Annotated in this window: 32 protein-coding genes; 9 read left to right on the plus strand and 23 right to left on the minus strand. The window is 62.3% G+C overall.

What is annotated here, in order from left to right; genetic code table 11:
- Window positions 1-92: 92 nt before the first annotated feature.
- The 9 genes from ACFVYF_RS18820 to ACFVYF_RS18860 all read left to right on the plus strand — a co-directional run bounded on the left by ACFVYF_RS18820 (window position 93) and on the right by ACFVYF_RS18860 (window position 12232).
- Window positions 93-395: a hypothetical protein gene (locus tag ACFVYF_RS18820; RefSeq protein WP_389456602.1), complete on the plus strand. Its 303-nt coding sequence runs from the start codon at window positions 93-95 to the stop codon at window positions 393-395.
- A gap of 50 nt (window positions 396-445) precedes the next feature.
- Complete coding sequence (locus ACFVYF_RS18825) at window positions 446-808, plus strand: hypothetical protein (protein WP_389456603.1); 363 nt, start codon at window positions 446-448, stop codon at window positions 806-808.
- Window positions 809-817: 9 nt separating this feature from the next.
- Window positions 818-6316: a transglycosylase SLT domain-containing protein gene (locus tag ACFVYF_RS18830; protein ID WP_389456605.1), complete on the plus strand. Its 5499-nt coding sequence runs from the start codon at window positions 818-820 to the stop codon at window positions 6314-6316.
- Window positions 6317-6333: 17 nt separating this feature from the next.
- Window positions 6334-7323 carry a phage tail domain-containing protein gene (locus ACFVYF_RS18835; RefSeq protein WP_389456607.1) on the plus strand — a complete coding sequence of 330 codons (990 nt, stop codon included), beginning with the start codon at window positions 6334-6336 and terminating at the stop codon, window positions 7321-7323.
- A gap of 12 nt (window positions 7324-7335) precedes the next feature.
- The gene (locus tag ACFVYF_RS18840) at window positions 7336-8583 is read left to right on the plus strand and encodes a siphovirus ReqiPepy6 Gp37-like family protein (protein WP_389456608.1); all 1248 of its coding nucleotides are present in this window, start codon (window positions 7336-7338) and stop codon (window positions 8581-8583) included.
- Window positions 8583-9662 (plus strand): hypothetical protein, encoded by a 1080-nt coding sequence (locus ACFVYF_RS18845; protein WP_389456610.1) that lies wholly within the window; start codon window positions 8583-8585, stop codon window positions 9660-9662. Before ACFVYF_RS18840 ends, ACFVYF_RS18845 begins: the two co-directional genes overlap by 1 nt.
- Before the next feature lie 72 nt (window positions 9663-9734).
- Window positions 9735-11060: a hypothetical protein gene (locus ACFVYF_RS18850; RefSeq protein ID WP_389456612.1), complete on the plus strand. Its 1326-nt coding sequence runs from the start codon at window positions 9735-9737 to the stop codon at window positions 11058-11060.
- Window positions 11060-11314: a hypothetical protein gene (locus ACFVYF_RS18855; protein ID WP_389456614.1), complete on the plus strand. Its 255-nt coding sequence runs from the start codon at window positions 11060-11062 to the stop codon at window positions 11312-11314. The genes ACFVYF_RS18850 and ACFVYF_RS18855 overlap by 1 nt, the downstream gene beginning before the upstream one ends.
- Window positions 11315-11383: 69 nt before the next feature.
- Complete coding sequence (locus ACFVYF_RS18860) at window positions 11384-12232, plus strand: LysM peptidoglycan-binding domain-containing protein (RefSeq protein WP_389456616.1); 849 nt, start codon at window positions 11384-11386, stop codon at window positions 12230-12232.
- Window positions 12233-12494: 262 nt separating this feature from the next.
- Here ACFVYF_RS18860 and ACFVYF_RS18865 read toward each other — a convergent pair whose 3' ends face one another.
- The 23 genes from ACFVYF_RS18865 to ACFVYF_RS18975 all read right to left on the minus strand — a co-directional run bounded on the left by ACFVYF_RS18865 (window position 12495) and on the right by ACFVYF_RS18975 (window position 23035).
- Complete coding sequence (locus ACFVYF_RS18865) at window positions 12495-12695, minus strand: hypothetical protein (protein ID WP_389456618.1); 201 nt, start codon at window positions 12693-12695, stop codon at window positions 12495-12497.
- Window positions 12696-12876: 181 nt separating this feature from the next.
- A complete protein-coding gene (locus ACFVYF_RS18870) occupies window positions 12877-13209 on the minus strand; it encodes an Lsr2 family protein (protein WP_389456619.1) in 333 nt (110 codons plus the stop codon).
- 267 nt (window positions 13210-13476) lie between these two features.
- Window positions 13477-15345, minus strand: coding sequence for a DUF6884 domain-containing protein (locus ACFVYF_RS18875; RefSeq protein ID WP_389456621.1), 1869 nt, complete (start codon window positions 15343-15345; stop codon window positions 13477-13479).
- The gene (locus ACFVYF_RS18880; protein ID WP_389456623.1) at window positions 15342-15590 is read right to left on the minus strand and encodes a hypothetical protein; all 249 of its coding nucleotides are present in this window, start codon (window positions 15588-15590) and stop codon (window positions 15342-15344) included. Before ACFVYF_RS18880 ends, ACFVYF_RS18875 begins: the two co-directional genes overlap by 4 nt.
- 6 nt (window positions 15591-15596) lie before the next feature.
- Window positions 15597-16925, minus strand: a complete 1329-nt coding sequence (locus ACFVYF_RS18885) for a DUF3987 domain-containing protein (RefSeq protein WP_389456625.1) — start codon at window positions 16923-16925, stop codon at window positions 15597-15599.
- A 20-nt stretch (window positions 16926-16945) separates the two neighbouring features.
- Window positions 16946-17137: a hypothetical protein gene (locus ACFVYF_RS18890; protein WP_389456627.1), complete on the minus strand. Its 192-nt coding sequence runs from the start codon at window positions 17135-17137 to the stop codon at window positions 16946-16948.
- Between the two features lie 124 nt (window positions 17138-17261).
- The gene (locus ACFVYF_RS18895) at window positions 17262-17627 is read right to left on the minus strand and encodes a hypothetical protein (protein WP_389456629.1); all 366 of its coding nucleotides are present in this window, start codon (window positions 17625-17627) and stop codon (window positions 17262-17264) included.
- Between the two features lie 12 nt (window positions 17628-17639).
- The gene (locus tag ACFVYF_RS18900; protein WP_389456631.1) at window positions 17640-18002 is read right to left on the minus strand and encodes a hypothetical protein; all 363 of its coding nucleotides are present in this window, start codon (window positions 18000-18002) and stop codon (window positions 17640-17642) included.
- Window positions 17995-18228: a hypothetical protein gene (locus ACFVYF_RS18905; RefSeq protein WP_389456633.1), complete on the minus strand. Its 234-nt coding sequence runs from the start codon at window positions 18226-18228 to the stop codon at window positions 17995-17997. The genes ACFVYF_RS18900 and ACFVYF_RS18905 overlap by 8 nt, the downstream gene beginning before the upstream one ends.
- A gap of 5 nt (window positions 18229-18233) precedes the next feature.
- On the minus strand, window positions 18234-18575 hold the full coding sequence (locus ACFVYF_RS18910; RefSeq protein WP_389456634.1) for a hypothetical protein: 342 nt from the start codon (window positions 18573-18575) through the stop codon (window positions 18234-18236).
- On the minus strand, window positions 18572-18937 hold the full coding sequence (locus tag ACFVYF_RS18915) for a histone-like nucleoid-structuring protein Lsr2 (RefSeq protein ID WP_389456636.1): 366 nt from the start codon (window positions 18935-18937) through the stop codon (window positions 18572-18574). The genes ACFVYF_RS18910 and ACFVYF_RS18915 overlap by 4 nt, the downstream gene beginning before the upstream one ends.
- 238 nt (window positions 18938-19175) lie before the next feature.
- Window positions 19176-19571, minus strand: coding sequence for a hypothetical protein (locus tag ACFVYF_RS18920; RefSeq protein ID WP_389456638.1), 396 nt, complete (start codon window positions 19569-19571; stop codon window positions 19176-19178).
- Between the two features lie 169 nt (window positions 19572-19740).
- Window positions 19741-20031 carry a hypothetical protein gene (locus ACFVYF_RS18925; RefSeq protein ID WP_389456640.1) on the minus strand — a complete coding sequence of 97 codons (291 nt, stop codon included), beginning with the start codon at window positions 20029-20031 and terminating at the stop codon, window positions 19741-19743.
- 11 nt (window positions 20032-20042) lie between these two features.
- Entirely contained in the window at window positions 20043-20306 is a 264-nt protein-coding gene (locus ACFVYF_RS18930; RefSeq protein ID WP_389456642.1) for a hypothetical protein, read from the minus strand.
- Window positions 20307-20401: 95 nt separating this feature from the next.
- Complete coding sequence (locus tag ACFVYF_RS18935; protein WP_389456644.1) at window positions 20402-20851, minus strand: hypothetical protein; 450 nt, start codon at window positions 20849-20851, stop codon at window positions 20402-20404.
- Window positions 20851-21042 (minus strand): hypothetical protein, encoded by a 192-nt coding sequence (locus ACFVYF_RS18940; protein ID WP_389456645.1) that lies wholly within the window; start codon window positions 21040-21042, stop codon window positions 20851-20853. The genes ACFVYF_RS18935 and ACFVYF_RS18940 overlap by 1 nt, the downstream gene beginning before the upstream one ends.
- A complete protein-coding gene (locus ACFVYF_RS18945; protein WP_389456647.1) occupies window positions 21039-21329 on the minus strand; it encodes a hypothetical protein in 291 nt (96 codons plus the stop codon). Before ACFVYF_RS18945 ends, ACFVYF_RS18940 begins: the two co-directional genes overlap by 4 nt.
- A 3-nt stretch (window positions 21330-21332) precedes the next feature.
- Entirely contained in the window at window positions 21333-21500 is a 168-nt protein-coding gene (locus ACFVYF_RS18950) for a hypothetical protein (protein WP_389456649.1), read from the minus strand.
- A 2-nt stretch (window positions 21501-21502) separates the two neighbouring features.
- On the minus strand, window positions 21503-21649 hold the full coding sequence (locus ACFVYF_RS18955) for a hypothetical protein (protein WP_389456651.1): 147 nt from the start codon (window positions 21647-21649) through the stop codon (window positions 21503-21505).
- A gap of 95 nt (window positions 21650-21744) precedes the next feature.
- The gene (locus ACFVYF_RS18960) at window positions 21745-21882 is read right to left on the minus strand and encodes a hypothetical protein (protein ID WP_389456653.1); all 138 of its coding nucleotides are present in this window, start codon (window positions 21880-21882) and stop codon (window positions 21745-21747) included.
- Between the two features lie 11 nt (window positions 21883-21893).
- Window positions 21894-22418, minus strand: a complete 525-nt coding sequence (locus tag ACFVYF_RS18965; RefSeq protein ID WP_389456655.1) for a hypothetical protein — start codon at window positions 22416-22418, stop codon at window positions 21894-21896.
- An 81-nt stretch (window positions 22419-22499) separates the two neighbouring features.
- The gene (locus ACFVYF_RS18970; RefSeq protein WP_389456657.1) at window positions 22500-22733 is read right to left on the minus strand and encodes a hypothetical protein; all 234 of its coding nucleotides are present in this window, start codon (window positions 22731-22733) and stop codon (window positions 22500-22502) included.
- Window positions 22734-22822: 89 nt separating this feature from the next.
- Window positions 22823-23035: a hypothetical protein gene (locus tag ACFVYF_RS18975; RefSeq protein ID WP_389456659.1), complete on the minus strand. Its 213-nt coding sequence runs from the start codon at window positions 23033-23035 to the stop codon at window positions 22823-22825.
- Between the last annotated feature and the right edge of the window lie 10 nt (window positions 23036-23045).

Consider the following 23045-nt stretch of genomic DNA (forward strand, 5'->3'; position numbering starts at 1 on the left):
CTCTGAATTAATTCCCGCCCCTGCCGGGGAGGGCTCGTAGTCCCCGGCACCCTCTCTCACCCCAAACCCCCTTTGCTTCCTTTGGAGTTCCCATGGCTGACGACAAGACCGTTGAGACCGTTGAGACCGTCGAGGTTCCCGACGCTGACGCCGAGCTGGTTGCCGCTGAGGCGGAGGCCACTGCCGACGTGATCGAGGTCGAGCACAACGGCAAGACCTACACCCTGCCGTCCCCGATGGACTACCCCGTCGATGTCGTCTTTGCCGAAAATGATTTCGAAGCGGTCCGCATTGTCCTCGGTGAGGAGCAGTGGCAGGAGTACCGGAAGACCCGGCCGACCATCCGTGACTTCCAGGACTTCAACGCGAAGATCAACAAGGCCACGGGAAACTGACAAGGGCCGTCTACGTCATACGGAAGTACCCCGAGGAACTTGAGGCTGACTTGCTTCAGTTCTTCGGGGTTGACCTTCTGGACTTGTGGCGTGGGCGGCTCTCTTTGCGCCGTGTCTCCGTCCTGATCAACTCTCTCCTTCGCCAGACAGGACGTTCGGTGTTGGCGGCCACCGTCGATGAAGCCGCCGAATGGACTGAGTCCGACTATCTGTTGGCCCGAATCTCTGACGCTCTTGAGCTGAACAACTGGCTCTTCATCCAGGCGAATTCTGGCGACGACAGCAACGACATCCCTGCGCCGGCACCCCTTCCGCGACCGGGTCAGGTCGAGCAAGAACCAGAGCCCGCCGACTATTCGCACGCCTCCACGAACGAGGTGATCGATTTCTTCAACCGTATGAGCAACCTCTAAGGGGGACCGATGTCGGCTAAGGGCAGTATCAAGGTCGGGTCTGCGTTCATCCTGATCACCCCCGAGATGGATCAGGTAGCACTGAAGGCAGAGCTGGAGCGGGCAGAAAAGGCCATAGCCGAGTCCTCCAAGACTCGGGAAGAGCTTGCTAAGCAGGTCGCTCGACTTGAGGCGAAGCTACAGGCGTGGGTCACGGCCCAGTACGGGGAAGAGGCCGCTAAGCGCGTCGAGGCCGAGAAGAACGCCATCGAGGCCCGGAAGAAGCTCACCCGGTCCGAGGCCGCTAGCTACCTCAAGGCCATGGCTGCGGTCACGGCTGCGCAGGAGAAGGAGCTTGCCGAGCGGGAGAAGCAGCAGGCGGCTTTCGCCAAGTACGTCGAGAAGTCCAACGCTCGCATCGCTGCTACGGAGAAGGCTGAGGTCGAGGCTTCAGCTAAGGCCGTCATCGCGGCCGAGAAGGAGAAGGCCGCAGAGGTCGCCCGCCAGGCGCGGGCTCGTGAGGCTCAGATCTCCTCCCTCTCCAAGCTGATCATCCGCCAGGCGTCCATGGAGGCCACCGCGGCGAAGAACGCCGCTCGGGAGGCTCAGGCTGCCTACACGGAGGCGTACAACTCCCGCAAGGCTCAGGCCCTCGCCACGTTGCAGGTCGAGAGGTCCGCGAACCTCGCGTCGGCTCAGTCTGCTCTCAGGGCGGCACAGGCCGCCAAGGCTTCCGCCGCAGAGACGATTCGGCAGAACAACGCCACAATGCGGACGCTGCGGGCCAACGCTGCCAAGGTTGACAAGAGCTGGACTGGAGCCGTCTACAACATGGGCGGCAAGATTGGCAAGCTCGGCACCACCCTGTCCGAGTTCGGCAGCACGGTAAACCGAAGCCTCGTCACACCTCTGATGACGGCGGCCGGCGCCATGTCGTACCTGGGTGTGTCCGCTGCTGACTCGGTGGTGCAGTCTCAGACGGCCCTCAAGCGCATGGGCGTGTCCAACAAGGACACTGCGAAGCAGATCAACACCCTGAAGGATTACGGCACTGCGACGCCTTACAGCGTCGAGGACATGTTCAAGTACGGCACGCAGTATGCGCGTGCTGGCATGTCTCACGGAATGTCTTCCTCGAAGGCGTCCAAGCGAGCCACTGACCTTGTTCAGGCAATCGGTAACCTCTCCGCGTTCGCGGGCATCACCGACCCCAACCAGGTGGGTCGTGCGATGTACGCCGTCAGCATCATGCAGGACGCTGACCGTGCCTCTCTCCGAAACGTCAAGTCCCTTGCCGACAATGCCGGTATCCCCATTGAGGAACTGGCGAACACCTTCGGCTTCAAGGATCGTTCGTTCACCAAGTCCGAGATCAAGGGCAAGCTAGCGCAGCAGAAGAAGTCCGGCATTCACATCAAGCTGCCGAAGGAATACACCGCTTCGGCTCAGATGATGGACTGGATGGCCAACGCCAAAACCACGGGCGGTGTTCCCGGTGAGGGCGTTGTCGATGCGCTGCTGAAGCGCGGTCAGGACAAGAAGGTTGCCGGCGCGGCTAAGACGCAGGGCTCAGCCACCATTTCCGCCCGGCTGTCGAACATGTGGGAGCAGGGCAAGTTCGGCCTTGCTGACATGTTCATCACCCAGCAGAAGCACGGCAAGAACAAGGGCCTGTACGAGTACACGGGCGCCGGTAAGGCGCTCATGGGCAAGGGCGGGTTCCTCGACTCAGTAGGCGAGATCGGAAAGGGCCTGAAGAAGCCTGCGGGAAAGCTGATCACGGAGTTCTTCAACGACCTCCAGACCTTCACGGGCTGGGTCAAGACGACGGTCAAGTTCGTCCAGAAGCACCCTGCCCTTGAGGACATGCTGATCAAGGTCGGGAAGTTCGCCGCCATCATCGGTGGCGCCGCTCTCGCGCTCGGCACGCTGGCCAAGCTCGTCGGCCTGGTCACGAAGATCCTCTCTCCTGCGGCCGGCGTCCTCAAGGGAGCCTTCAAGCTCACCAGGGGGACGGTGAGGGTCGGTACCGCTGTCGGCAGCGGCATCGCATCGATGGCCAGGGGCGACGGCTTCTCTAGTGGCTACTCGGCTCGACGTACGGCCCAGAGTCCCAGCCGTCAGGCTGACGCCATCCAGCTCAGCACGACAGCGGCACAGGACAACGTGAAGGCCCTTGATCGCCAGATCGCGGACCTGAAGACCAAGATCGCTGACCTGAAGACCGAGAACCTGAAGTCCCTTGCCGAGGAGTTCGCTGGCAAGGAGACCAGCCTCAAGGAGAAGGCGGACCAGGCCGCGAAGGCTGTCCGGGACGCAGAGACCGCGGTGAAGAACCTCCGGTCGCTCCAGCTCCAGGGCCTCGAAGACGAGTTCAAGAAGGCCACGCAGAAGGACGACGAGTTCAAGACCTCCACCAAGCACGCCGAGGCCGCGGTGAAGGCGCTGGACGAACAGAACCTCAACGGCGTTACCGGCGAGGTCAAGGGTCTGACGACGAAGACCGGTGGCCTGACGAGTGCGGTCAAGGGTGCCGAGAAGCAGGTGAACAAGCTCAACGCGCTTGCTCTCACGGCCCTGGTGGGCGAGGTCCGGGCCGTGAAGGACGAGACCGACTCCACCGCTAGGAAGGTCGGCGTTGGTGAGACTTCGCTAATCCATCGAATTGGTCAGCTCAACTCGAAGAAGACCAACGACGTAACGGACCAGATAGGGAAGCTCAAGAAGAAGCTCGAAGAAACGGGCGGCGCTGCTGCCGCCCTCAATCTCGAACTGAACCGCATCGCGAAGCACGCTCCCGGAGAAGGGGGCGGGTCCCACTCGACCAAGCGGACTAAGAAGGCCGCTGGTGGTGTCCTTCCTGGATTCACTCCGGGCAGGGACGTGCACAAGTTCGTCAGCCCCACGGGCGGCGTGCTTGAGCTGTCGGGTGGCGAATCGATTATGCGGCCTGAGTTCACGGAGGCTGTTGGGCACGGATTCATTCACAAGATGAACCACCTTGCCCGGACGAAGGGCACCGGCGGAGTCCGCCACGCTCTGAAGTTCGCCAGCGGCGGCATCCTCTCCAAGATGGGCCTTGACAAGCTCATCGAGGCGTCGAAGAACTTCAACGTCTCAGGGGATGCACTCGGCGCGTTCGCCACCATGACGATGGACGGCACCTCTCGCGGGCTTGGCGGTGACGCTCAGACCGGTGTCATCGGCGCCGGCACCTCGGGCTCTCACTTCATCGGTTCGGACCTGGCTCAGCGGCTCGAAGGCATGAAGAACTTCATGTCTCGGGACTCGTGGAAGCTGCTCAAGAAGCTCCCTATCCCGGACGGCTGGAGTCAGGCTATCGGCATTGTCGGTGGCGCGATCGGCCCTCGGGCCGGCGATCTGTTCTGGCAGGACGTTTGGAAGGGCAACGGCAACATTCTCCAGCGAGGAGAATCATTCCTCAACGATCTCCTTTCCTGGAAGACCCTGAAGACCGTCGTGGGCGATTTCTTCGGCGGTGCTTGGGATACCGTCAAGTCCGTTTTCTCCTCCGGAGCTAGCTTCCTGTCAGATCCGGTCGGCGCCATCAAGGACACCGTAACGGGCGTCTGGGATCTGGTAGAGGGCGAATACGATGGCGTGATCGATATGGTCAAGACCATCAAGCAAATCTACTCGAACCCGATGGACTATGCGTCCCAGGTCTGGGGCGATATCGAGTCGACAGCGAAGGACAGCCTCCCGAACTTGAAGGGGCTGTTTGATTTCTCCGGAAGTCACCTGAAGGCGAAGTCTCCGGATGTTACGAAGCTCGCCAATACTGTACTCAGCACTCCCGGCAAGGGTTCAGCGGTTACCCGCTGGACTCCTCAGGTCAAGATGGCGCTTGCCCAGCTCGGGCTACCGCTCTCTGACACGAGCCTGGTACTTCACCGAATCGGAGTGGAGTCCGGCGGTAACCCGTCGATCATCAATACTTGGGACTCGAACGCTAAGGCTGGACACCCGTCTCAGGGCCTTATGCAGACCATCCCGAGTACGTTCAACGCGTACGCCGGCCCCTACCGGAACCGGGGCATGAATGACCCGCTTGCCAACATCTATGCGGGCCTCAACTATGCCGTCCACCGATATGGAAAGGGCTGGGAAAAGGCTCTCTCCGGGACCAAGGGCTATGCCACTGGGACGGCGGGGGCCGCAAAGGGTTGGGCCTGGGTTGGCGAAGAGGGCCCGGAGCTGGTGAATTTCGGTGGCGGTGAAACCGTCCTGAACCACCAGGACAGCATGTTGGCTGCGGTCAAGGTGCTGAAGGGATACGCGACTGGCACGGGAAGCAAGCGAACCACGGGTGTGGCTGCGGACGCCGAAAAGGGCGTCTCGTCGCTGAACTCCGCGGTGAACAAGCTGTACCAGATCATCAAGGACGCGTTCACCTCGAACCGGATCAGCTCGGGTACGGCGAACTCCCTGAACAAGTGGCTCGACGGAGAGAACAAGAAGCTCCAGAAGCTCGTCAAGCAGCGGGCTGACCTGGCCCCGAAGCTCAAGGACGCGAACGCCAAGCTGGCTCAGATCAAGAAGGACGAAGCCTCTCTGGCGTCGTCCATCTCGGACAAGGCCAGTGGTCTGCGGTCGCTGACGGACGTTTTCAACCAGGATGGCGTGTCGGCATCTGCCGGCCTACACAGCCTGCACGAGCGTCTGGCCGCGATTAAGTCCTTCCAGAAGGACATGAGCGCGCTCGTCAAGAAGGGCTTCTCCAAGGAGATCATTGCCGAGGTTGCCCAGGCAGGCCCCGAACAGGGTGACGCCATGGCCAAGGCCCTGTTGCAGTCGACTTCCTCTCAGGTGGCTGACTACAACAAGACCTATAAGGCTATCGGTGACGCCTCGAATTCCCTCGGGAAGTCGGTGGCTGGCTCGTACTACAAAGCGGGTAAGGCTGCCGCTCAGTCGCTTGTGAACGGGCTGACCGAAAAGGACAACAAGCTGAAGAAGGCTATCGAGGGTATCGCTGACACGATCACGAAGACCCTGAAGAAAAAGCTGCACTTCAACTCGAAGACTCCGGTCAACGCCGGTCTGGCGACTCTCCTTACTTGGCTCACTGGCGAAGGCCAGGCGGTCAAGGGTGGAGGGACTACCGCCAAGAAGAAGACGGTTCGGGTGAGGACCACTTACTCGACGGATTCGAAGGGCCGGAAGGTCACCACGGTTACTACCACGACGACCGACCCGGCTAAGGGCACGACCACCACGGTTACCGAAAGAACCGTGGGCGGTAAGACCACGAAGACCACCTCTGTCAGCAAGCTCAAGGGCTATGCGACCGGTACCCGGTCCGCTTCTCCCGGTGTCGCCCTCGTTGGCGAGAAGGGTCCCGAGCTGATCAATTTCCGAGGTGGTGAGCGCGTCTACAACGCCAAGGACACGGCTTCCATGAATGGGCCTCGCTACGAGATTCACATCCACGAGGCCAAGGCCGAGAACACAACTCAGTCTGTTCTCCGGGCGATGAAGTACGCAGAGACGATGGCGGCACTGTAATCGACAAGGAGTGTTGAATGCCGATTCCCGCAGGGCCATACATCCCGGGTAGCGGAGAGTGGGACCACAACCCACTGATCCCGATTCCAGAGGATTGGCAGCACACCTACGTGTCGATCAGAGGCGCCAACGGTGAGGGGGAGGAAATCCCCCTCACCGGTCTCACCAATGGGGCATGGCCAACCATCGTGCTTCAGCCCGGTGCATCCGGACTGGACATGCCTCCCTTCGAGATGCACACCGACGACTCCCCCAACCTTGACGGCTCGATCTACCGAGGGACGAGGGCGGCAGCGAGGCCGATCCTCCTGCCTCTCTTCGTCTACGGAATCGACCGCAAGACGTTTCTTGCCTTCAAGCGCAAGCTCGCCAACGCGCTGAACCCCAAAAACGGTTACTGCGTCCTGACGTTCATCGAGCAGGACGGTGCCGCCCGGCGCATCCAGTGCTACTACGCCAGCGGCATGGAAGGCAGCGAATCCGTGGACAGCGCGGGCTTCACCTGGATCTCTTACGGCATCCAACTCACCGCGATAGACCCGTGGTTCTACGGTGACGTGCAGGTCGAGGCCCACTGGTCCTTCGGCCAGTCGTTCCCGTTCCTCGGGAACCCGTTCCTCCCGCTCCAGCTCAACTCAGGAACGCCGGCCTCGGGATCCTTGATCGTGGACAACCCGGGCGATATCGAGGCATGGCCCGTCTGGACGATTACCGGGCCTCTGAAGCACTTCAGCTTCACCGGCCCTGACGGGTCCTCCTGGGGCATCCCAGCACAGCCGGGCGGGACTGACTGCCTTGCCGTAGGCCGGACACTCACCGTCGACTGTCGGCCCGGCTGGAAGACCATCACCGACGACCAGGGAACGAATTATTTCCCTCTCCTGGACGCCAACCCCGTCCTCTGGTCCGTGCCCGCCGGCCCTTCGACCGTTCAGGCCGATCTCGTCTCCGGAAGCGGAACTCCCACGGTCAAGCTGGAGCTTGTGCCGCGCTATGCAACTTACTGACATGAGGTGTAAATGGGCTATCGAGTGGAGGTGCGCGACGCTGCACTGAACCGAATAGGCATCATCGACACATGGATTTCCATGGACGTGGTGGTGAGGTACTGCGCGGCCGGATCGTGGCAGATCCTTGTGGAGGCTGGCACCCCTCAGGCTGACATGCTGCAAAAGGGTGGCGGGGTCGCGATCTATCAGGACGAGGTGGATACCCCGATCCTCACAGGACAGATCGAAACCTTCCAGCATTACTGGACCAACGACCAGCACACATCTTTGGGCTCCCTGTACTTCGGTGGATCGTGTGACAACAAATTGGCGTACAGCCGCCTCGCCTTCCCTGACCCCACCAAGTCCGCGACACAGCAGTGGTCGGCCACAGACGACGCCCGAGCAGTTTCCGGCCCGGCTGGTCACCTGATCTGGTCCGAGCTGTACCAGGCTCTTGGGCCTGGTGCTGTTGCTGAGCGCCGGATCGGCAACGTGATCTTCGAGGGCGACGTGTCGTTCGGCACGACCGTCTCTGACAATCTCCAGTGGGATGTCATCGGGTCGAAGCTGGAGTCCTGGACCACCAACAACGGCTCCGGTAACCAGGGCGCCGGCTACCGCTGCGTGTGGGACCCCAACGGCAAGTGCATCAACCTGCACATCTTCGCCCCGCGGAACCTGTCCAAGGACGTGCGGTTCTCGAAGGAGCTGGGCAACCTCAGAGAGTTCACGTGGTCGCTGACGGCACCGACCGTCACCCGCGTCTTCGTGGCCTGCCAGGGCACCGGCAAGGGTCGGTACATCTACCAGCAGATCGACACGGACACTGAGGCCGAGTGGGGTCGGCAGATCGAGCAGTGGGTAGACCGCCGGGACCTCCCCATCAAGGCAGACCCGACCACGGGCCAGCCGATCAAGGCTGATCTCAGCGTGACCGACGCGCAGTTCGCCACAGCCCAGCAAGCCGTAACGCAGGCTGCCACCGACGCCCTGACGCAGGGCGCCAAGAACGGCAACTTCCAGATCTATCCACTTGACACCCCGCACATCAAATTCGGTCGCGATTACTTCGTGGGCGACATCGTGACGGTTTCCGTCGACGGAACCGAGTACACAGACATCGTGCGAGAGGTGTCCATCACCGTGGACTCAGGCGGACAGACGCAAACCGTCTCCCCGTCCATCGGTGACCAGGGTTCAGGTAACCCTCTGAATCTCTACAAGACCGTATTCGAGATGCGTGAAAAACTCCGTCGACTTGAGGCGAGGATGTAATGGCAAACGAGGTAAGTTATCCCTTTGCCGCCGATAGTGCGGGCGGCGGAGCACAGATGGTTTCTCAGGCTCAGTGGCAGTACCTTGCTCGGATCTTCGGCAAGGACCGGGTGGACTTCCGGCTCGACCAGACGAGCATTGACGCCTTCTCCCTGCCGTTCCAGGCGAGCGTGAGCAACGGCACTACGGTGACCCTCCAGCCGGGCAGGGCCCTCGTCGGAGGCTTCTACTACCAGCTCACGGCCGCGTCCACGGTCACCATCGCTGCGAACTCCGGCTCTACGGGGCGCATAGACCTGATCGTCCTCCGGGCGAACATGTCCACCAGCAGCGTCAACCTGGCCGTGGTCCAGGGCCAGCCCGCCGCGACGCCCAAGGCGCCGGCGCTGACGAAGACTTACGGCGGTATCTGGGAGATGCCCCTTCACCAGGTCACCGTGCCGGCCAACAGTGGTGCTTTGTCCCTGGTGCCGATCATGCCGTTCGACGGCCACGAGACCGTTGCAGTGCCGTGGAACGCGATTCAGGCGGCTGCGTACCGCTCTAACGGATCTTTCCTGATCGACATGGACTCGAACAACACGGACACCCAGACTGAATATTGGGTCGGCCGTGATGGCAACGTGATTTCGCGTGACCTCTCCAAGTCCCGTGGCTATACGCCGAGCCTGGTCAACGTGAACGTCGACCTCCCGAATGCCAACAAAACTGGACGGTGGCGCTGGATCGCGCCCGGCATCGTCTATTTCTCGGTGTACCTGGTCAACGACTGGGAGGACGGGGCTCCGACTCGGACAGGGTCGAATTCAGTGGGCTTCACTCTCCCGACCCCCGCTAGTGGCGCTACGGGGCAGGTAGTCAAGGGTGTTCTTCGGAACCCCAACTACAACGGCGGACTTCCGAACGTTGTCGACATTCACGCCGAGATCAGTCAGGGCAGTGCTGCACAGAGCACAGCTACCCTGCTCTACCCCAACTCGACCAACACGTCCGAGGGGTTGGACGGCCTAAGAGCTATTCCCCCGCTGTCGAACCTGAAGATCTCCGGAGTGTACGAGGCAGCTACCTTCGGCAACTAACACTGACACTTTACGAGTTAGGCCCGCTGGCATCTCCAGCAGGGCCTTTTTTCATGCCCTTGGAGGTGCCATTTGGCACGCAACCTCTTCGGCGGTACAGCCGATGCAGTGGCCGAAGACGCAACCGGCGCCCGTGTCGCTAATGCCGTGGGAACTGTCTGGGACGGCCCGAGTGCCGGCGCGGCACAGTTGACTGACCTGACCGACATCAACGGCGCCCCGATCCTTCAACTTCAAGCAGACGCACACGGATACGTCGCAGCCTTTTACGGCCCCGATGGATACGAACGTCTCTGGGTGGACTTCGGAGGCGGGACCAGGGTCGCTCTCGTCTCCGTCACGGTCGGGGAACGTCTGGACTCTCACATCAGCGGGATTGACCCGCACGGGGACCGCAGTTACGCGGACAGCCAGATCTCGGGAGCTAAGGCTCTGACCACTGGTGTCCACGGCGTTACCGGCGCAGTCGTCGGCACGACGGACACCCAGACCCTCACGAACAAGACGATCAGCGGCGGTGTCCTCTCGGGCACCTTCACCGGCGCCCCGGTGCACTCGGGCAACCCGACGTTTTCCGGTAACCCTCAGCTCACCGGCCTTCCGAAGTTCTCTCAGAGCACCGCGGGCAACGACGCCTTCGGCATCAACGTGACTGGCGACGCCTTTGACCGGGTGAGAGTCACCAGTGACGGCAAGATCTCCTGGGGGCCTGGCACTGCGGCCCGTGACATGAGCCTGTACCGCGATGGAACCGGGTTCCTCGGGCTGACCGGTGCCGCCCTGAGGGTTTACAGCGCCAGCGCTAGCACCATCGCACATTCGATCCGTGTCACTGGAGACACAAACGCCCGCTTTTTTACGTCTGCTGACGGCAAGCATCAGTGGGGCGATGGCACGAACACGCAGGACACCACCCTTTACCGCTCCGCAGCCAACACGCTGAAGACGGATGGCGCTCTCGTCGTCGGTGGTGACCTGACTGTCTCCGCAACGACATGGACCTCTTACACGCCGACCATCGGCAATGCGGGGTCGGCAACCTGGAGCAATGTACTCGGCTGGTACAAGAAGTTCGGCAAGATCGTCTTCGTTGAGGTCTATCTCGTCGCCTCTGCGGCAGGTTCCGGAACCTCTAACTTGACATTCACGCTTCCGAGCACTCCTTTCCGTGATGGGAACGGAGCGAACACGTCGCGACAGGTTCTAACGGTGCACATAGACAACTTTGTTGCCGGATCGAACAGTTTCGTTTCCGGAAGCGGCACCGCCGTGGTTTTCGCAGGCGGCAGCGGCTCGACCGTCGATGCGGTTCGCGGCCCCACCAACATCAGCATGCAGGGTCAGAACATCGCATCGAACACGATTCTCACCATCCAAGGCTGGTACAGGGAGGCGTAATGCATCTCAATGACCTCGTCTCCTTGATCAGCACTCTCGCCGCCGCTGTGGTGGTCGTGTATGCGAGCTGGCGCAAGGGCACGGGAAACATCTGGAAAGAGGAGGCGGAGGCTCAGAAGGCTCGGGCTGACCGCCTTGAGGACGACCTTGACGAGATCAAGGAGCGGCTTTCCCGCATCGAGAAGGAGAACGCTCGACTGATCGAGCTTCTAACTGCCCTCGATCCAGAGCGCCTTAGAGCGCTCCGCATCTGACAACTGACTTCATCGGAGGTCGGGTTTCTGCCCGGCCTCCTTTTTCATGCCCTGAAGGGGGTCTACATCATGAGTGGTGCCGCAGAGCTAATCAAGGTAGCCAAGGCGGAGCAGGGTTACAAGGAAGGATTCTCCGGAGGCCATTGGAACAACAAGGAGAAGTACGCCGATCAGGTGCCGGGCATGGCTTGGGTCAGCGCCGGCGGCTACCCGTGGTGTGCTCTGTTTGTTTCCTGGGCTGCACTCAAGTCGGGTAACGCCGACCTGTTCCCGCGTACCGCGTCTTGCGCGACCGCGCTGGACTGGTTCCGATCCAAGGGCCGTTACTCGGACTACCCCGCGATCGGCGCTCAGGTCTTTTTCGGCCCGAACGGTGGAACCCACACCGGAATCGTCTACGCGTATGACTCGACCTACATCTACACGGTAGAGGGAAATACCAACGTCAACAACTCGCCCGAAGGCGATGGGGTTTATCTGCGGAAGCGCGCTCGGCGCGACGCGAACACCTACGGCTACGGCCTGCCGAAGTTCGCTGAGGGAGTGACCACCGCGGACCCGGCTCTCAAGGGCAAGGCGGGCTTCCACTACGCCACGAAGGCGAGCGGTCCCGTCTCCTCGACGCCCGCGAAGCCGAAGACGCCAACCGGCCTGAAGAAGGTCGTGGTCAAGAGCGGCATGACCCTCACGTCCATCGCTGTGGCGGCTGGTGTCACCCTCGCGGCCCTGCTCACCGCCAACCCGCAGGTGAAGAACCCGGATTCGATTCAGCCGGGCCAGACCATCAACGTGCCGGCGAAGCCCTCGGCTACCGCCAAGGCGACTCCCAAGGCGACGCCGAAAGCGTCCGCCAAGCCGACTCACAAGGCCACCGCCAAGCCCTCTCCCAAGCCGTCAAGCACTAAGAGCTGCAAGTGACTTCGGCTGACTGGGTGTGGGGCGGTTGGGTCCTCGCATTTGCGGCCCTTGAGGCTCGCGGCCTGGCGAGCAAGCAGCAGGGCGACACGCTCTCTGAACGAGTCCGCTCTTGGTTCCATGTCCACACCGCGCCCGGCCGCGCGCTCTTCACAGGCGTGTGGTCGGGCTTTGCCGTGTGGTTCCTGATTCACATTCTTACCGGCTCCATGTGAGCCCCTGAGGAGTCGATATGAAGTCCTTCCTGTCGAAGCACGCTGTACGCCTAATCGGCCTCGTCGGGGCCGTCCTGCCTGTCCTTGCGGCCCGTTGGCCTGGCGTCCCGTGGGAAGCCCTCGTTGGTGTCGTCGCTGGTCTGCTCGGTCTCGGTGAGGTCGCTCAGCGCAAGCAGGATGCGAAGACTGCCACCGCGTGGGCTCTCGCTGAGGCGGGCCAGCTCGCACTTGCTGAGCTTGAGAAGCTGCACGAGAAGCAGGCCGCCGAAGAGGCTGCCGCCGAGCCGACCGAGGCGCCGGCCCCTGCTGTCCAGGCTCCTACTGCCTGACAGCCCACAGCTGAGGTAGAGGGGTCTACCTCGGGTTGAGAGATGGAAATGAAAAGCCCCCCGGCTGCGGCCGGGGGGCTTTTCTTTGTTTCAGGACTCAGGCTTAGCCGTTGGCCTTCGAGTACGCCTCGCGGATGGTCGCGGGCACACGGCCGCGGTCGTTGACCTCGTAGCCGTTCTGCTTGGCCCACTCGCGGATCGCTGCCGTGTCTTCGCCACTGCTCTTGGCCGCACCACGCCCACGGCTGACAGCACCCGGCCTGCCGCCCGTCTTACGGCCCTTCTCGATGTACGGGGCCAGGGCATCACGCAGCTTCGCGGCGTTCTTGCCGTTCAGGTCGATCTCGTAGGTCTTGCCGTCGACTCCGAACGTCAGAGTCTCGTCCGCCTCGCCGCCGCTGATGTCGTCGGTGAGGACGATGACGGTCTTCTGCATCTCTAATTCCTGCCTTCGTTATCCGTGGTCTGCGTATGAAACCACAAGGGGAAGACGCCTGGTAGACCAGTATCAGGCGCCCGTACGGTCCTGTACGATGAAAGGGAACGGCCCCGGACTCCTTCACTGTCCGGGGCCGTTCGATTTACTTGCTCTGCTCGTCCCAGCTCTGATCGTTGCCGAGACGGTTCCACTTGCTCGTGACTCTGGTGTATCTGCCCTGTACGGGCCTCGGGGTCGGATGCTTGGGCATCTCCGAAGGTCTGGTCACTTGCCGGTCCTCCGGTACTCCTCGCAACGGCGCTTCCAGTACCGCTTAGCCGCGTCAGTGTTGCCCTCTTCGGCCAGTTCCAGGAAGTTGGCCGGCACCTCGTATCCGCCCTTCGGCGGGGCGGTCTCCTCGACCGCCGCGGGCTCCTGGTCCTGGTCCTCGTTGACCCTGGCCCAGAACACCTGATTGGGCAGCGTGCATGTCTTGACCGACTCCCGCGTCTTGAAGTCGCTCAGGTCGTACTTGCCCTCTCCGATGTAGGTAACCCTGACCTTCTGCCACCCCTTCGGCTTGAGGATGTTGACCCCGGCCTTGCCGCCGTACCAGATCACCGGTTCGTGGCTGCGCCCCCGACTGGGGAGATTGGGGATGTTGCGGAACTCCCCTCGGCTGTACTCCTCGGGCCAGTACAGCTCATCCGCAGGCTTCCCCCTGTCCTCGTACTCGACAAAGCCCTCAGGGGCCTCCGCCCGGACGGCCCACACGTTGGACATGCTGTGCACCGAGTCCACCACGGTGCCCGTCTCCGGGTCCTTCAGGTAGTTCATGCCACCGTTGGACTCCGACCACTTCACACCGACCAGAGGACCGTTCTCGTTCACGTCCTGCTTCGCCAGTCCTCCGAAGTAGAAGAACCGCCGCTCGTCTCCCCAGGACACGAGTTCGCTCATGCGGAGCTTCTGCCACTGCCGGGCCAGCGTCTCGGGCTCGTCGTCGTCCAGGGCCTCACCCTCGTACATCTCCGCGAGCTGCTTGAGTTGCTGCCCGATGCCGCCCTTCAGGGGCGCTTCCGCGTCCGGCCAGAGCTGCCGGGCCGCTGTCACGTACCGCTCTCCGCCGAGGACGGTCACCTTCGCGTCCTCCAGGCCCAGCGCCTCGACCTGTTCCCTCACAGCACCGAGCCGGATACTGCCCTTGCCGCCCCATTTCACGTCGTAGTTCTCGATCTCCTCAGTGAGAGGGAGGAGTCCGTACTTCGCACTCAGGATCATCGTCGGGCCGTCCATGACCTCTGCGGCCATGAGGCAGGCCCGGAAATAGTTTCCGGTGTAGCGCTCATCTGCGGGGATCTTGCCCGGACGGTCCGACTTCTTACCGCCGCAAGCGATGACCACCAGGCGCTTCCGCTCGGGCTCGATGGCCGCGGGCTCTTCCTCTTCCAGTTCCGGGCCTCGCCCGTGGATCAGCTCCTTGAAGGTCTCGAAGGTCGGATCAGCCTTCTCGGGCTCGGGGGCCTGGCCCTCGTCCTCACCGGTCCCGAGGTACCCGTTGATCAGGCGTTCCGTCTGCTCGTAGGGCTCGGCGTACGTGGTCACGAACTTCTTAGCGGCACGCTGCACACTCGGAGTCGGGTGAATCCGAGTCCAGTAGCGCGCCTTCTCCAGGAACCAGCCCAGGGCCTCGTTCCGGACCCGACCGGACGCGCCGGTACTCGTCCAGCTCATCCCCTTCATGTCCGCCTTCACATCAGCGGGGATGGTCTTGTCCTTCTTGAATTCGAGCGTGTAGGGGGCCTTGATCTCGCCAGCAAGGCTCTTCGGCAGCTTGACCAGGTGCCGGATCTCCCGAGGGTCGTCGGGCTCGTACTCCAGTTCGAACTTGAGCATCGACTTGGCCGCCATGACGTTGTTCCCGTTGTCGCTGTCCAGCCAGCCACGGGCCAGCTTGAGGACCACGCCCAGGGCCTCGTTCGTCAGCTCCAGGTCGATGCTGTTCATGTTGTTCCGTCCCTGGCGCTCCAGCTCCCTCGCGCCGGCCTCGCAGGCCGCTACGAGTTCCCGCTCTCCCTGCGTCTTCGGCTTCACCGTCCTCGTGACGTGCTTCCGGAGCTGGGCGGGCACGCGGAGAGTCTTCGTCTTGGTCACTTCTGCTTCCCCTTGATCTTGCGTCCGTCGTCTTCAGGTATGGACCGGTCGACCAGGTAAACGCCCCAGAACCCGCGCGGGAGAGGGGACGCCTTTACGCCGAACCGGTCAGTAATTCCAAGCTCTACGATCTTCTCCGCCCACTCCTCAACAACCTCCCACGCTTGAGCATGGGAGGGCTGGCGAGAGATCATTTCCTCTCGCTTGGAGGGGCGAACGAACAACGCCTTTTCGTACTTACTCATGGGTCCTTACAGAAGGCTTGCAAAGGCCGCGAGGAGGGTCGGCTTCGGTGCCGGCTGCGGCTCAGGAGCAGGAGCGGGGGCAGGGCCCTGCCGCTCGCCTCGGATGATCGTCAACGTGGGCTTCGGGGGCTCGATCAGGCGGTAGACGATGCTCGGGGCTCCGCGCTTCCCGGTCTTCACCTTCTCGACCTGCATGTCATCCATGCCTTCGGCCGTCTCCCGGATGAGATCAGCGTTCAGACCTCGACCCGAGAGGGCACGCAGCAGCGTGGACGAATTGGTCTCGCCACCGTTCTTCTCGACAACCTCACGGATCAGTTCCTCAGGCGTCTTCAGCGGCCTCGGGCCCACTCCATCGGCAGCCTCGCGGACCAGGCGCTCAACGCTGTTCATGGAGTGCTCCACGAACGCCCAAGCCTTGTCGACGTGCTCAACCGTGATTTCTTCGGTCATGTCCAGGGCAGCCAGCACCGCGGCCACTCGCTGAACCTGCTCCGGAGTGCGCTCCATGTACGAGGCCACCAGCTCAGGCAGGGCGGCCAACCGATCTTCCGCCATGGCTCGGATCTCGTCGTAACGGTCCGCCGCATCGTCCGAGAAGGAAAGGACGCGCTTCGTCTCACAGGCCCACTCGTATGCCTCGCGCAGCGCCAGGGCCTCAGCCTCCGGGACAACGTTCTTCGGAGCCTTACGCGGGAGGTTCTTCGACTTCTCCACCCTGACCGGAAGGAGTCGGTTGTACGTGCCGCCCAGTGCGTCAGAACTGGAGATGTACTTCGCCCACTCGCCGGGCGTGATGTGGGCCGTGAACCCGAGAAGGGGCTGAGCGACGCTCTGAAGCCCTTCCTTCTTCGTACGGTTGGTGATCGCTTCACCGTCCCAGGCCATACGGAAGTAGCCCGAGAACTTGGAGCACTTCTTCTGGTCCTTGAGCAGGGACGCCCACTCGTCTTCGATCAGGACACACCGACCGTCCGAGGAACCGTCCGGCGTGGTGTTCTCCTGTTCCATCTGGCTCAGCATGTCCAGCAGGGCCGGGCCGTTGGCCACACCCTTGCGCCTGCGGCCGTAGATGTAGCCGCCGATGGACTTGTTCATGAGAGCCAGGGACGTGGTGAGAGCCGATCCCTTACGACCGAGGGACGACCGGCCGGCAAGCACGGTCCACACCACCACCGGTCTCTTGTCGTCCGTCCGGACCACGTGGGAGATCGCAGACGAGAACAGTGACAGGCTCGTCGCCCACACCCCGATGGGGTCTGCCTCACTGGTCGGCATGATGCCCTTCACGGCCTCGCCCAGGATGCCGTGTGCCATCTGCTCGAAGTCAGCCATGTTTATTTCCTCCCCTACTCTCAGGCGCTCTGCGCCACGGCCTCAACGTCACCCAGCAGCTGAGCGAACATCTCGCGGAAACGACCTCCGTGCTCTTCACAGAGGTCGTATTCGTCGTTCGCGATCTTCAATCCGATCGTTGCCGGAACGTCGTCCAGTCCCTTCTTCTTGCATCCGTCGCACGTGATCGTTTCTACGACCTTGCGAGCCATGGCTAACCCCCTGGTTGACCCTTGAATCATAGTGACACATTCCGGACATACCTTCGAACTCAGTGAGAGCCCGTGGCGAAGGCCCGGACACTCAACCTGTCCGGGCCTCACCAGGGACCATCACTTAGCGCCAGGCGTACTCTCGCCCGTCGTCAATGAGATCCTTCATCTCACTGACCGAGGCCGGAAAAAGGACGCGGAACTGATCACCAGGCTGAGGGTCCACGTCCAGTGACATGCCGTACGCGTCGAGCCACTTGTTCATGTCCTCGCGCGTCCGGAACGCTGTCCAGTTGGTTCCGTAGCTGCCGGGAAAAAAGATCTGGTAGTGGTAGTAGATCCCCCTACGCTTCCGCTCCTCCGCCTGGCTCTCCGTGACCCGGTAGGCGTGAGCGAATCCGCCCAGGTGCTTGGAGATCTCCTCGAACTGAAGATCTCGCTTGATGATCTGCGGCTGGTTAGCAAGCTCGTACTCGCCTCGGATCAACATTTCTTCTTCCTTTCAGCAGTAGACGAGTTCACCGAGCGTGGCTATCTGCATAACCTCGTCGGCCGTGTTCGCGTCAAAGTCCGCGTCCTCCGGGTCCTTCAGGAAGGCCCGGCACTCTCGCGCAACGGAATCGGACGCATACTTGACGTCACCCTTGGCAAGCCTCCGCATGGCCCCGAGGATCACGGAATGGGTGATCAGGGCCTTCTTCCACTCACCCGTGTCACCGTCCTCGTAAGGGACCAGGACGCTCCAGCCGTGCGGCGCTTCCTTCCGCTGGTCCCACTCGGGGCGGACCGGCCCCCACCAGTTGTAAATGTCGAAGGAGGAACCGAATATGTGGTCGTAGGTGTCCTGCTGAGTCGGCTTAGGCATTGATCAGTTCACCCTTCATGTCGGCACGCTCGGCCTGGAATTCCTTCACGCACTCGCGGACGAACTGACGCGCCGCGAAACGCGGGTCGAAGTAGGCGTTCGCTCGCTCCCCGCACTCCTGGAACACGACCGTCAGGGCGCCGAACTGCTCGTCCCAGTCCTCCAGCCGGGCGGCGCCGGCCGCCTTCTCGGCCAGCTCGTCAAGGTCCATTCCGAACCGCTTCATGAGGCTCACTTGTCAGCTCCGAACTTCGCTCGGTCCTTGCGGCTCATCACGGCAGGGCTCCACCACTCGAAGTAGGCGAAGCCTGCAAGGCCCCGCGCGAAGCGGGCTGGGAAAGAGAGGTCCAGGTCCAAGGCCCGGTACACGAACATGTCCAGCTCGGACTTCTCGGGGTCGTAGCCGATCGGCTCGTCCGCCTTGCGGTCGTAGTCGTGGCCTTCGAGGGCCTGGCCCTCGTGATTGACCAGGGTCACGGCGTACCGGTCATCGGCCGGCGTCCACTCCACGACCACACACAGGTTCGCGAGATCCCTCGGGATCATCCCCACGGCCATATGCGTGTGCTTCACAGGCCCTTTGCCTCCTTGTATGCCTCGATCACTTTTCGCGGGATACGGCCCCGCGTGCCGACGAAATAGCCGTTCTCAGGACCCCACTTGCGCATGTCCTTCATGAGCCAGGCTTGGTGTGCTGCCGCTTGGGCGGACGCTCGGCGCCTACGGTCCATTTCCGCCTGCTGAGCGCGTCGTTCGGCCTCGCGCCTTTCGCGCTCCAGCTCCTTCGGACGTTCCTTTCGGTACATCTCGATGAGCTGAGGGAAGAACTCCCGCCGCTGCCAAAACTCGCTGTCCTCGGTCATCCCAAGCCACGTCTGCCTGAGGACCCAGGCGGCCATGTCTTCGAGGTCTATCTCTTCATCGACTTCAAGCACTGTTCCACCTTGTCTTCAGCCAATGCACGGGCAGACGAATACGACATGTGGGCGTGCAGCCTGGAAGTAAGGATGTCCAGGAATACCGTGCTCTTACTTCCGCGAATCACGGCGTCAGCCGCCGCCTCCACGTACCACTGATTGGTGAGGTACACCGCCGTCTCCTTTCTCTAGCGGCCATGGAAAAGGCCCGGACACTGCTACCGTCCGGGCCTCTCGTCAAAGTCGCTGGATTAGGTCAGCGGGCGTGTCTGATCCGGTGGGCGGTGAATATGGCTTCGCGCATGGCCAGGTTTTCGGGAAGCTCCGTGTCGTGGACCATGCACCACCTCAGGACCCTGTGGAGCATGTTGAGTTCCACATCGGTGAACGTCCATGGCTCGAAGCCGTCCGGCAGGTTGCGGGACAGGTGGAGCGCGGCACTCACGTACTCCGTGCCACTGAAGCCGCCCGTGACCGAGTAACCGGCCGCCAAGAACCGCTTGATCTTGCTCCGAACGTACGGGGCGTGCATGGTCCTGGTGGGCGTCACGGTGGCGGCCGGCTCGTCCGGGAACCAGCCGAGTCCCGTCCGGTGAACCTCCACCGGGATGTTCTCCACGTCGGGAATGTTGTGCGTCTTCTCGTTGATCATTACTTTCCCTCTCGGTCCATGTCGCACGTCATAACGGGGGTCCAGCTATGCACGTGCTTCACGCTCGGGGCCGCCTCGACGGCCTTTCGGTTCGCTTCCCGTGACGATTCCGCCTCGACGGTCACCCAGACCGAAGCGTGCCCGTGCAAACACACCTTGTACGTGGTCATTACTTGCTCACCATTTCCAGAAGAGTGCGGGCCTCGGCCGCAAAGTTGGCCCACGTGTCTTGGGCGTCGAACGCGAAATCCGCGTCTATCTCGTCGTAATCGCCCATCTCCTTGTCAGTGCAGGGCTGGTCTCCGTCTACGGGGTCGTACGAGGGGAGGTTTTCTCGGAAACACTCCACCCGATCCCTCTCCCACTGCCCATGTGCCTTGATGAGCTTTCGCAGAAGCGCACGATCAGCCTCCGCGGCCTCCAGCCTGCGCTTGACCTTCTTGGGGAACTTGCGGGACATGCTGATTCCTTTCAGGCGGCGGGTGCGTACTCGAATCGCTTCGGGACGGTGACGCCCTGCGAATCCGTCCAACGGCCGTCAGGCCAGACGATCATCAGGTCACGGCCGAAGGGGCGGAACTCTTGCTCCAGGCCCTCGTCATAGATCACCCAGGGGCAGGGGTCACCGGCCGAACGGGGCCGGTACGTCGCGGGCTGGTAGCTAATTCGCTCGCGGATCTGTGCACCCTTCTTGATGGCCGCGAGGAACTTCGGGGTATGGCGCTTTTTGCGCATGGTGAACCTCTCTCGGAGTCAGAGGAGTTGGGGGAGCACCCATGGAAAAGGCCCGGACACTCAACCTGTCCGGGCCTCTCGACAAACGCGCTCGACTACTCGTTGGACTCCGTGAGGACTTCCAGCACGGCCTGAGCCGTAAGGCCGATCATTCGGGCAGTCGGGCTGTCGTCCGTCATGTAGCCGCCATACGCCATGAACTCGCTGAACACGTGGTTCGTGTTCCAGGACCTATGTTCCTTCTTCACGTGCCAGGCGACGCCGGCCACGCGGTCAGCCACCCCGTGGGCGAACTCGTACACGCCCTCGTTGCTCCACTTCTGCGCTCCGGGGTACGCCCTGACGAACTCCACGGCCTTCTTCTGCGCGGCCGTCACGTCGAACGTGAGGGCGCCTCCGCAGAGCCAGCACGTCACGTCCTCGGGCTTGGAGTCGTACACGGGCTCGGCCTCGATGACGGACAGACCGCACGCGGTCTTGTGTCCGGAGAAACTGACGTGCTTCTCGCCGGGCGTGCTCTCGCTCCATGCAATCTGGAATCCCATTACTTGCTTACCTTCACCTTTCGCGTGAGCGTGATGTACCAGTCGGAGGAGAAGTAGTAGGGCTCTCCGCCTTCGTTCGCGAAGATCTCAGCGGCCTTACGGTCGGCCTGCTCCTCATCCTTCGCACGGACAGGGATTTCGTGGACAACCGTCTCTTCGATTCGGACCACGTACTTCTTGCGGGAACTCACTTACCGGCCTCCGTGAAGACGTAGCACTTGCTGACGTGCGCGTGGTTTCCGCCGCCGCGCGTCCCGTTCCAGCCGCCACCCCCGGACAACCAGCCACCGGCCGACATGCCCAACTCACCGGCCCACTTTCGGGCCTCGGCCGCCACCACGTACGTCCCACGCTTCAGCGTGGCCGTGGTGTTCGGGCCGTAGACGGTCACCCAATAGATTCCGTGGCCTCGGTATTCGCGTTCGACCACCAAGCCATCGCGACGCGGAATGATCGGGTTGTCGTGAAGGTCGAGCATGGATCAGAAACCCTTCTTCGCGGGGTAGGGGTGTTCACGAGTGAAGGTGGCGAGCTGGGAATCAGTGATCAGCCCGGACTCTCGCCATTCGGTGAGCAAGTCGCCCTGCCCCTTGATGACGATGGTTTCCTTGGGCTTCCTGCGGCTTCGGGTGGCAGTTCGCGGCGCCATGGTCAGAGTCCCTTCAGGATTCGGTGGATCAGCTTGATTGCCTTCTTGTCACCGGGGACGGTCCAGCTCTCCGCCTTACGCGCGAGCGACTTGGACGAGGTGATGGTGTGGAGCGGACGGAATCCGCGGAAACGCCGATGCTTGGGCATGAGTTCTCTCCGAGGAATTACGGGCCTGTGAGGACACACAGACAGGGAGCTGCACCTCGGCGCCGGCCGAGGTGCCTCACCCAATCCAGGCGTGCTCAGCGCTGGTACTTGTGCTTGTAGAGGTTCAGCTCCACGAACACGGACGGGAGCCCGTACGAGGCGGCGTATTCGACCGCTTCCGTGTAGTTACTGAAGCGCCGATGCCAGGCCGGGCCGATGTGGGCGACGTACATGTGTCCTCCGCTCACACCAGCTCGGGGATCACGTGGGAGGACTCAAGGAAGCCCACCAGGTCCCGCGCGATGTCCTCGTGCGTCTTGGGGATGCCGCCCGACCACAGGTCACCGCCCGCGTAGAACGGCTCGTCGTCCTGGCTCACGCGGTACTGCCACGTGTTGTTGTCGTACGCCCTGCCGACCGTGCCACCGCCCACGGTGGTGATCTCGACTTTCAGGCCGGGCCGGTCCTCGGGCTTGTACGTGAACTCGGGCTCCCAGTCCCAACGCAGGTGGCATTCGCCGCTGTAGGAGCAACCGGAGCCACCGCAGTTGCCGGTGAAGCAGTGCTCAGTGGTGGCCGGGTTGCAGTTGTCGTTGTCGCAGCCGTCGCACTTGAACGGCTCGTCGTCCAGCGGGCCGGTTTCCAACGACCCGCAGCAGTCACAGGAGCGGTGGCCGTGCGGCACGTCCCGGCCGCTGATGGCCGCAGCAGCAGCCCGCTTGAAAGCCTGCTGCTGGTGCCAGGACATTTCGGAGTACGACAGTTCCATGAGTGAGCCTTTCGCGAGAACACGAAAGGCCCGAACACCTTCACTTGTTCGGGCCTTTCATTCATGTGCGGGAGTTAGCTGCTAGACCAGGCCGAAGTACCGATGCGGCCGGGGGTGGCCGAACACGGTTGCGTCGAAGGTCCAGAGCAGCCACGACTTCGCGTCACGGTCAGCCAGCTCCGAGGAAACCGCGTCCTCGGCCCACGCCATACGGTGGCGCTGGCTCACCAAGTGCTCGTAGTCGTCGCAGAGTTCCTGAATGGTCTTCTGGGACAGGTGGCGGCGGATCGCCACCGCGTCAATCGTCTGAGCCATTACGGCCCTTTCATTCCACCGGCATTGCATGGACGCTTACCGGATTCCACCTATGGCCACAGCGTGGCCACGACGGGACCCGGAGAGCGTCAGCGGTTCTCGGACAGCCACTTGCAGGCAGGCTTGAACCCCTGTTGGCAGTCGTCTTGCTTGCTCGTGGCGAACCCGTCGTTGAAGTCGGACACGACGGACGTGCGCTTGGGCGTGGGCTTGGACGCCGACTCGGACGTGTGGACGGAGCAGCCCAGCAGGGCCACGACGGCAAGGCAGGCAGCGCCGATGGCGCGGCGGGTACGGTTCACGATCAGACTC

This window comes from Streptomyces sp. NPDC058274 (assembly GCF_042881375.1).
Lineage (GTDB): Bacteria > Actinomycetota > Actinomycetes > Streptomycetales > Streptomycetaceae > Streptomyces.

Coding starts and splice junctions, on each gene's coding strand:
- ACFVYF_RS18820 (WP_389456602.1), top strand. CDS start 93: ATGGCTGACGACAAGACCGTTGAGACCGTTGAGACCGTCGAGGTTCCC.
- ACFVYF_RS18830 (WP_389456605.1), top strand. CDS start 818: ATGTCGGCTAAGGGCAGTATCAAGGTCGGGTCTGCGTTCATCCTGATC.
- ACFVYF_RS18835 (WP_389456607.1), top strand. CDS start 6,334: ATGCCGATTCCCGCAGGGCCATACATCCCGGGTAGCGGAGAGTGGGAC.
- ACFVYF_RS18840 (WP_389456608.1), top strand. CDS start 7,336: ATGGGCTATCGAGTGGAGGTGCGCGACGCTGCACTGAACCGAATAGGC.
- ACFVYF_RS18845 (WP_389456610.1), top strand. CDS start 8,583: ATGGCAAACGAGGTAAGTTATCCCTTTGCCGCCGATAGTGCGGGCGGC.
- ACFVYF_RS18855 (WP_389456614.1), top strand. CDS start 11,060: ATGCATCTCAATGACCTCGTCTCCTTGATCAGCACTCTCGCCGCCGCT.
- ACFVYF_RS18860 (WP_389456616.1), top strand. CDS start 11,384: ATGAGTGGTGCCGCAGAGCTAATCAAGGTAGCCAAGGCGGAGCAGGGT.
- ACFVYF_RS18870 (WP_389456619.1), bottom strand. CDS start 13,209: ATGCAGAAGACCGTCATCGTCCTCACCGACGACATCAGCGGCGGCGAG.
- ACFVYF_RS18880 (WP_389456623.1), bottom strand. CDS start 15,590: ATGAGTAAGTACGAAAAGGCGTTGTTCGTTCGCCCCTCCAAGCGAGAG.
- ACFVYF_RS18885 (WP_389456625.1), bottom strand. CDS start 16,925: ATGGCTGACTTCGAGCAGATGGCACACGGCATCCTGGGCGAGGCCGTG.
- ACFVYF_RS18890 (WP_389456627.1), bottom strand. CDS start 17,137: ATGGCTCGCAAGGTCGTAGAAACGATCACGTGCGACGGATGCAAGAAG.
- ACFVYF_RS18895 (WP_389456629.1), bottom strand. CDS start 17,627: ATGTTGATCCGAGGCGAGTACGAGCTTGCTAACCAGCCGCAGATCATC.
- ACFVYF_RS18900 (WP_389456631.1), bottom strand. CDS start 18,002: ATGCCTAAGCCGACTCAGCAGGACACCTACGACCACATATTCGGTTCC.
- ACFVYF_RS18905 (WP_389456633.1), bottom strand. CDS start 18,228: ATGAAGCGGTTCGGAATGGACCTTGACGAGCTGGCCGAGAAGGCGGCC.
- ACFVYF_RS18920 (WP_389456638.1), bottom strand. CDS start 19,571: ATGATCAACGAGAAGACGCACAACATTCCCGACGTGGAGAACATCCCG.
- ACFVYF_RS18925 (WP_389456640.1), bottom strand. CDS start 20,031: ATGTCCCGCAAGTTCCCCAAGAAGGTCAAGCGCAGGCTGGAGGCCGCG.
- ACFVYF_RS18930 (WP_389456642.1), bottom strand. CDS start 20,306: ATGCGCAAAAAGCGCCATACCCCGAAGTTCCTCGCGGCCATCAAGAAG.
- ACFVYF_RS18935 (WP_389456644.1), bottom strand. CDS start 20,851: ATGGGATTCCAGATTGCATGGAGCGAGAGCACGCCCGGCGAGAAGCAC.
- ACFVYF_RS18945 (WP_389456647.1), bottom strand. CDS start 21,329: ATGCTCGACCTTCACGACAACCCGATCATTCCGCGTCGCGATGGCTTG.
- ACFVYF_RS18950 (WP_389456649.1), bottom strand. CDS start 21,500: ATGGCGCCGCGAACTGCCACCCGAAGCCGCAGGAAGCCCAAGGAAACC.
- ACFVYF_RS18955 (WP_389456651.1), bottom strand. CDS start 21,649: ATGCCCAAGCATCGGCGTTTCCGCGGATTCCGTCCGCTCCACACCATC.
- ACFVYF_RS18960 (WP_389456653.1), bottom strand. CDS start 21,882: ATGTACGTCGCCCACATCGGCCCGGCCTGGCATCGGCGCTTCAGTAAC.
- ACFVYF_RS18965 (WP_389456655.1), bottom strand. CDS start 22,418: ATGGAACTGTCGTACTCCGAAATGTCCTGGCACCAGCAGCAGGCTTTC.
- ACFVYF_RS18970 (WP_389456657.1), bottom strand. CDS start 22,733: ATGGCTCAGACGATTGACGCGGTGGCGATCCGCCGCCACCTGTCCCAG.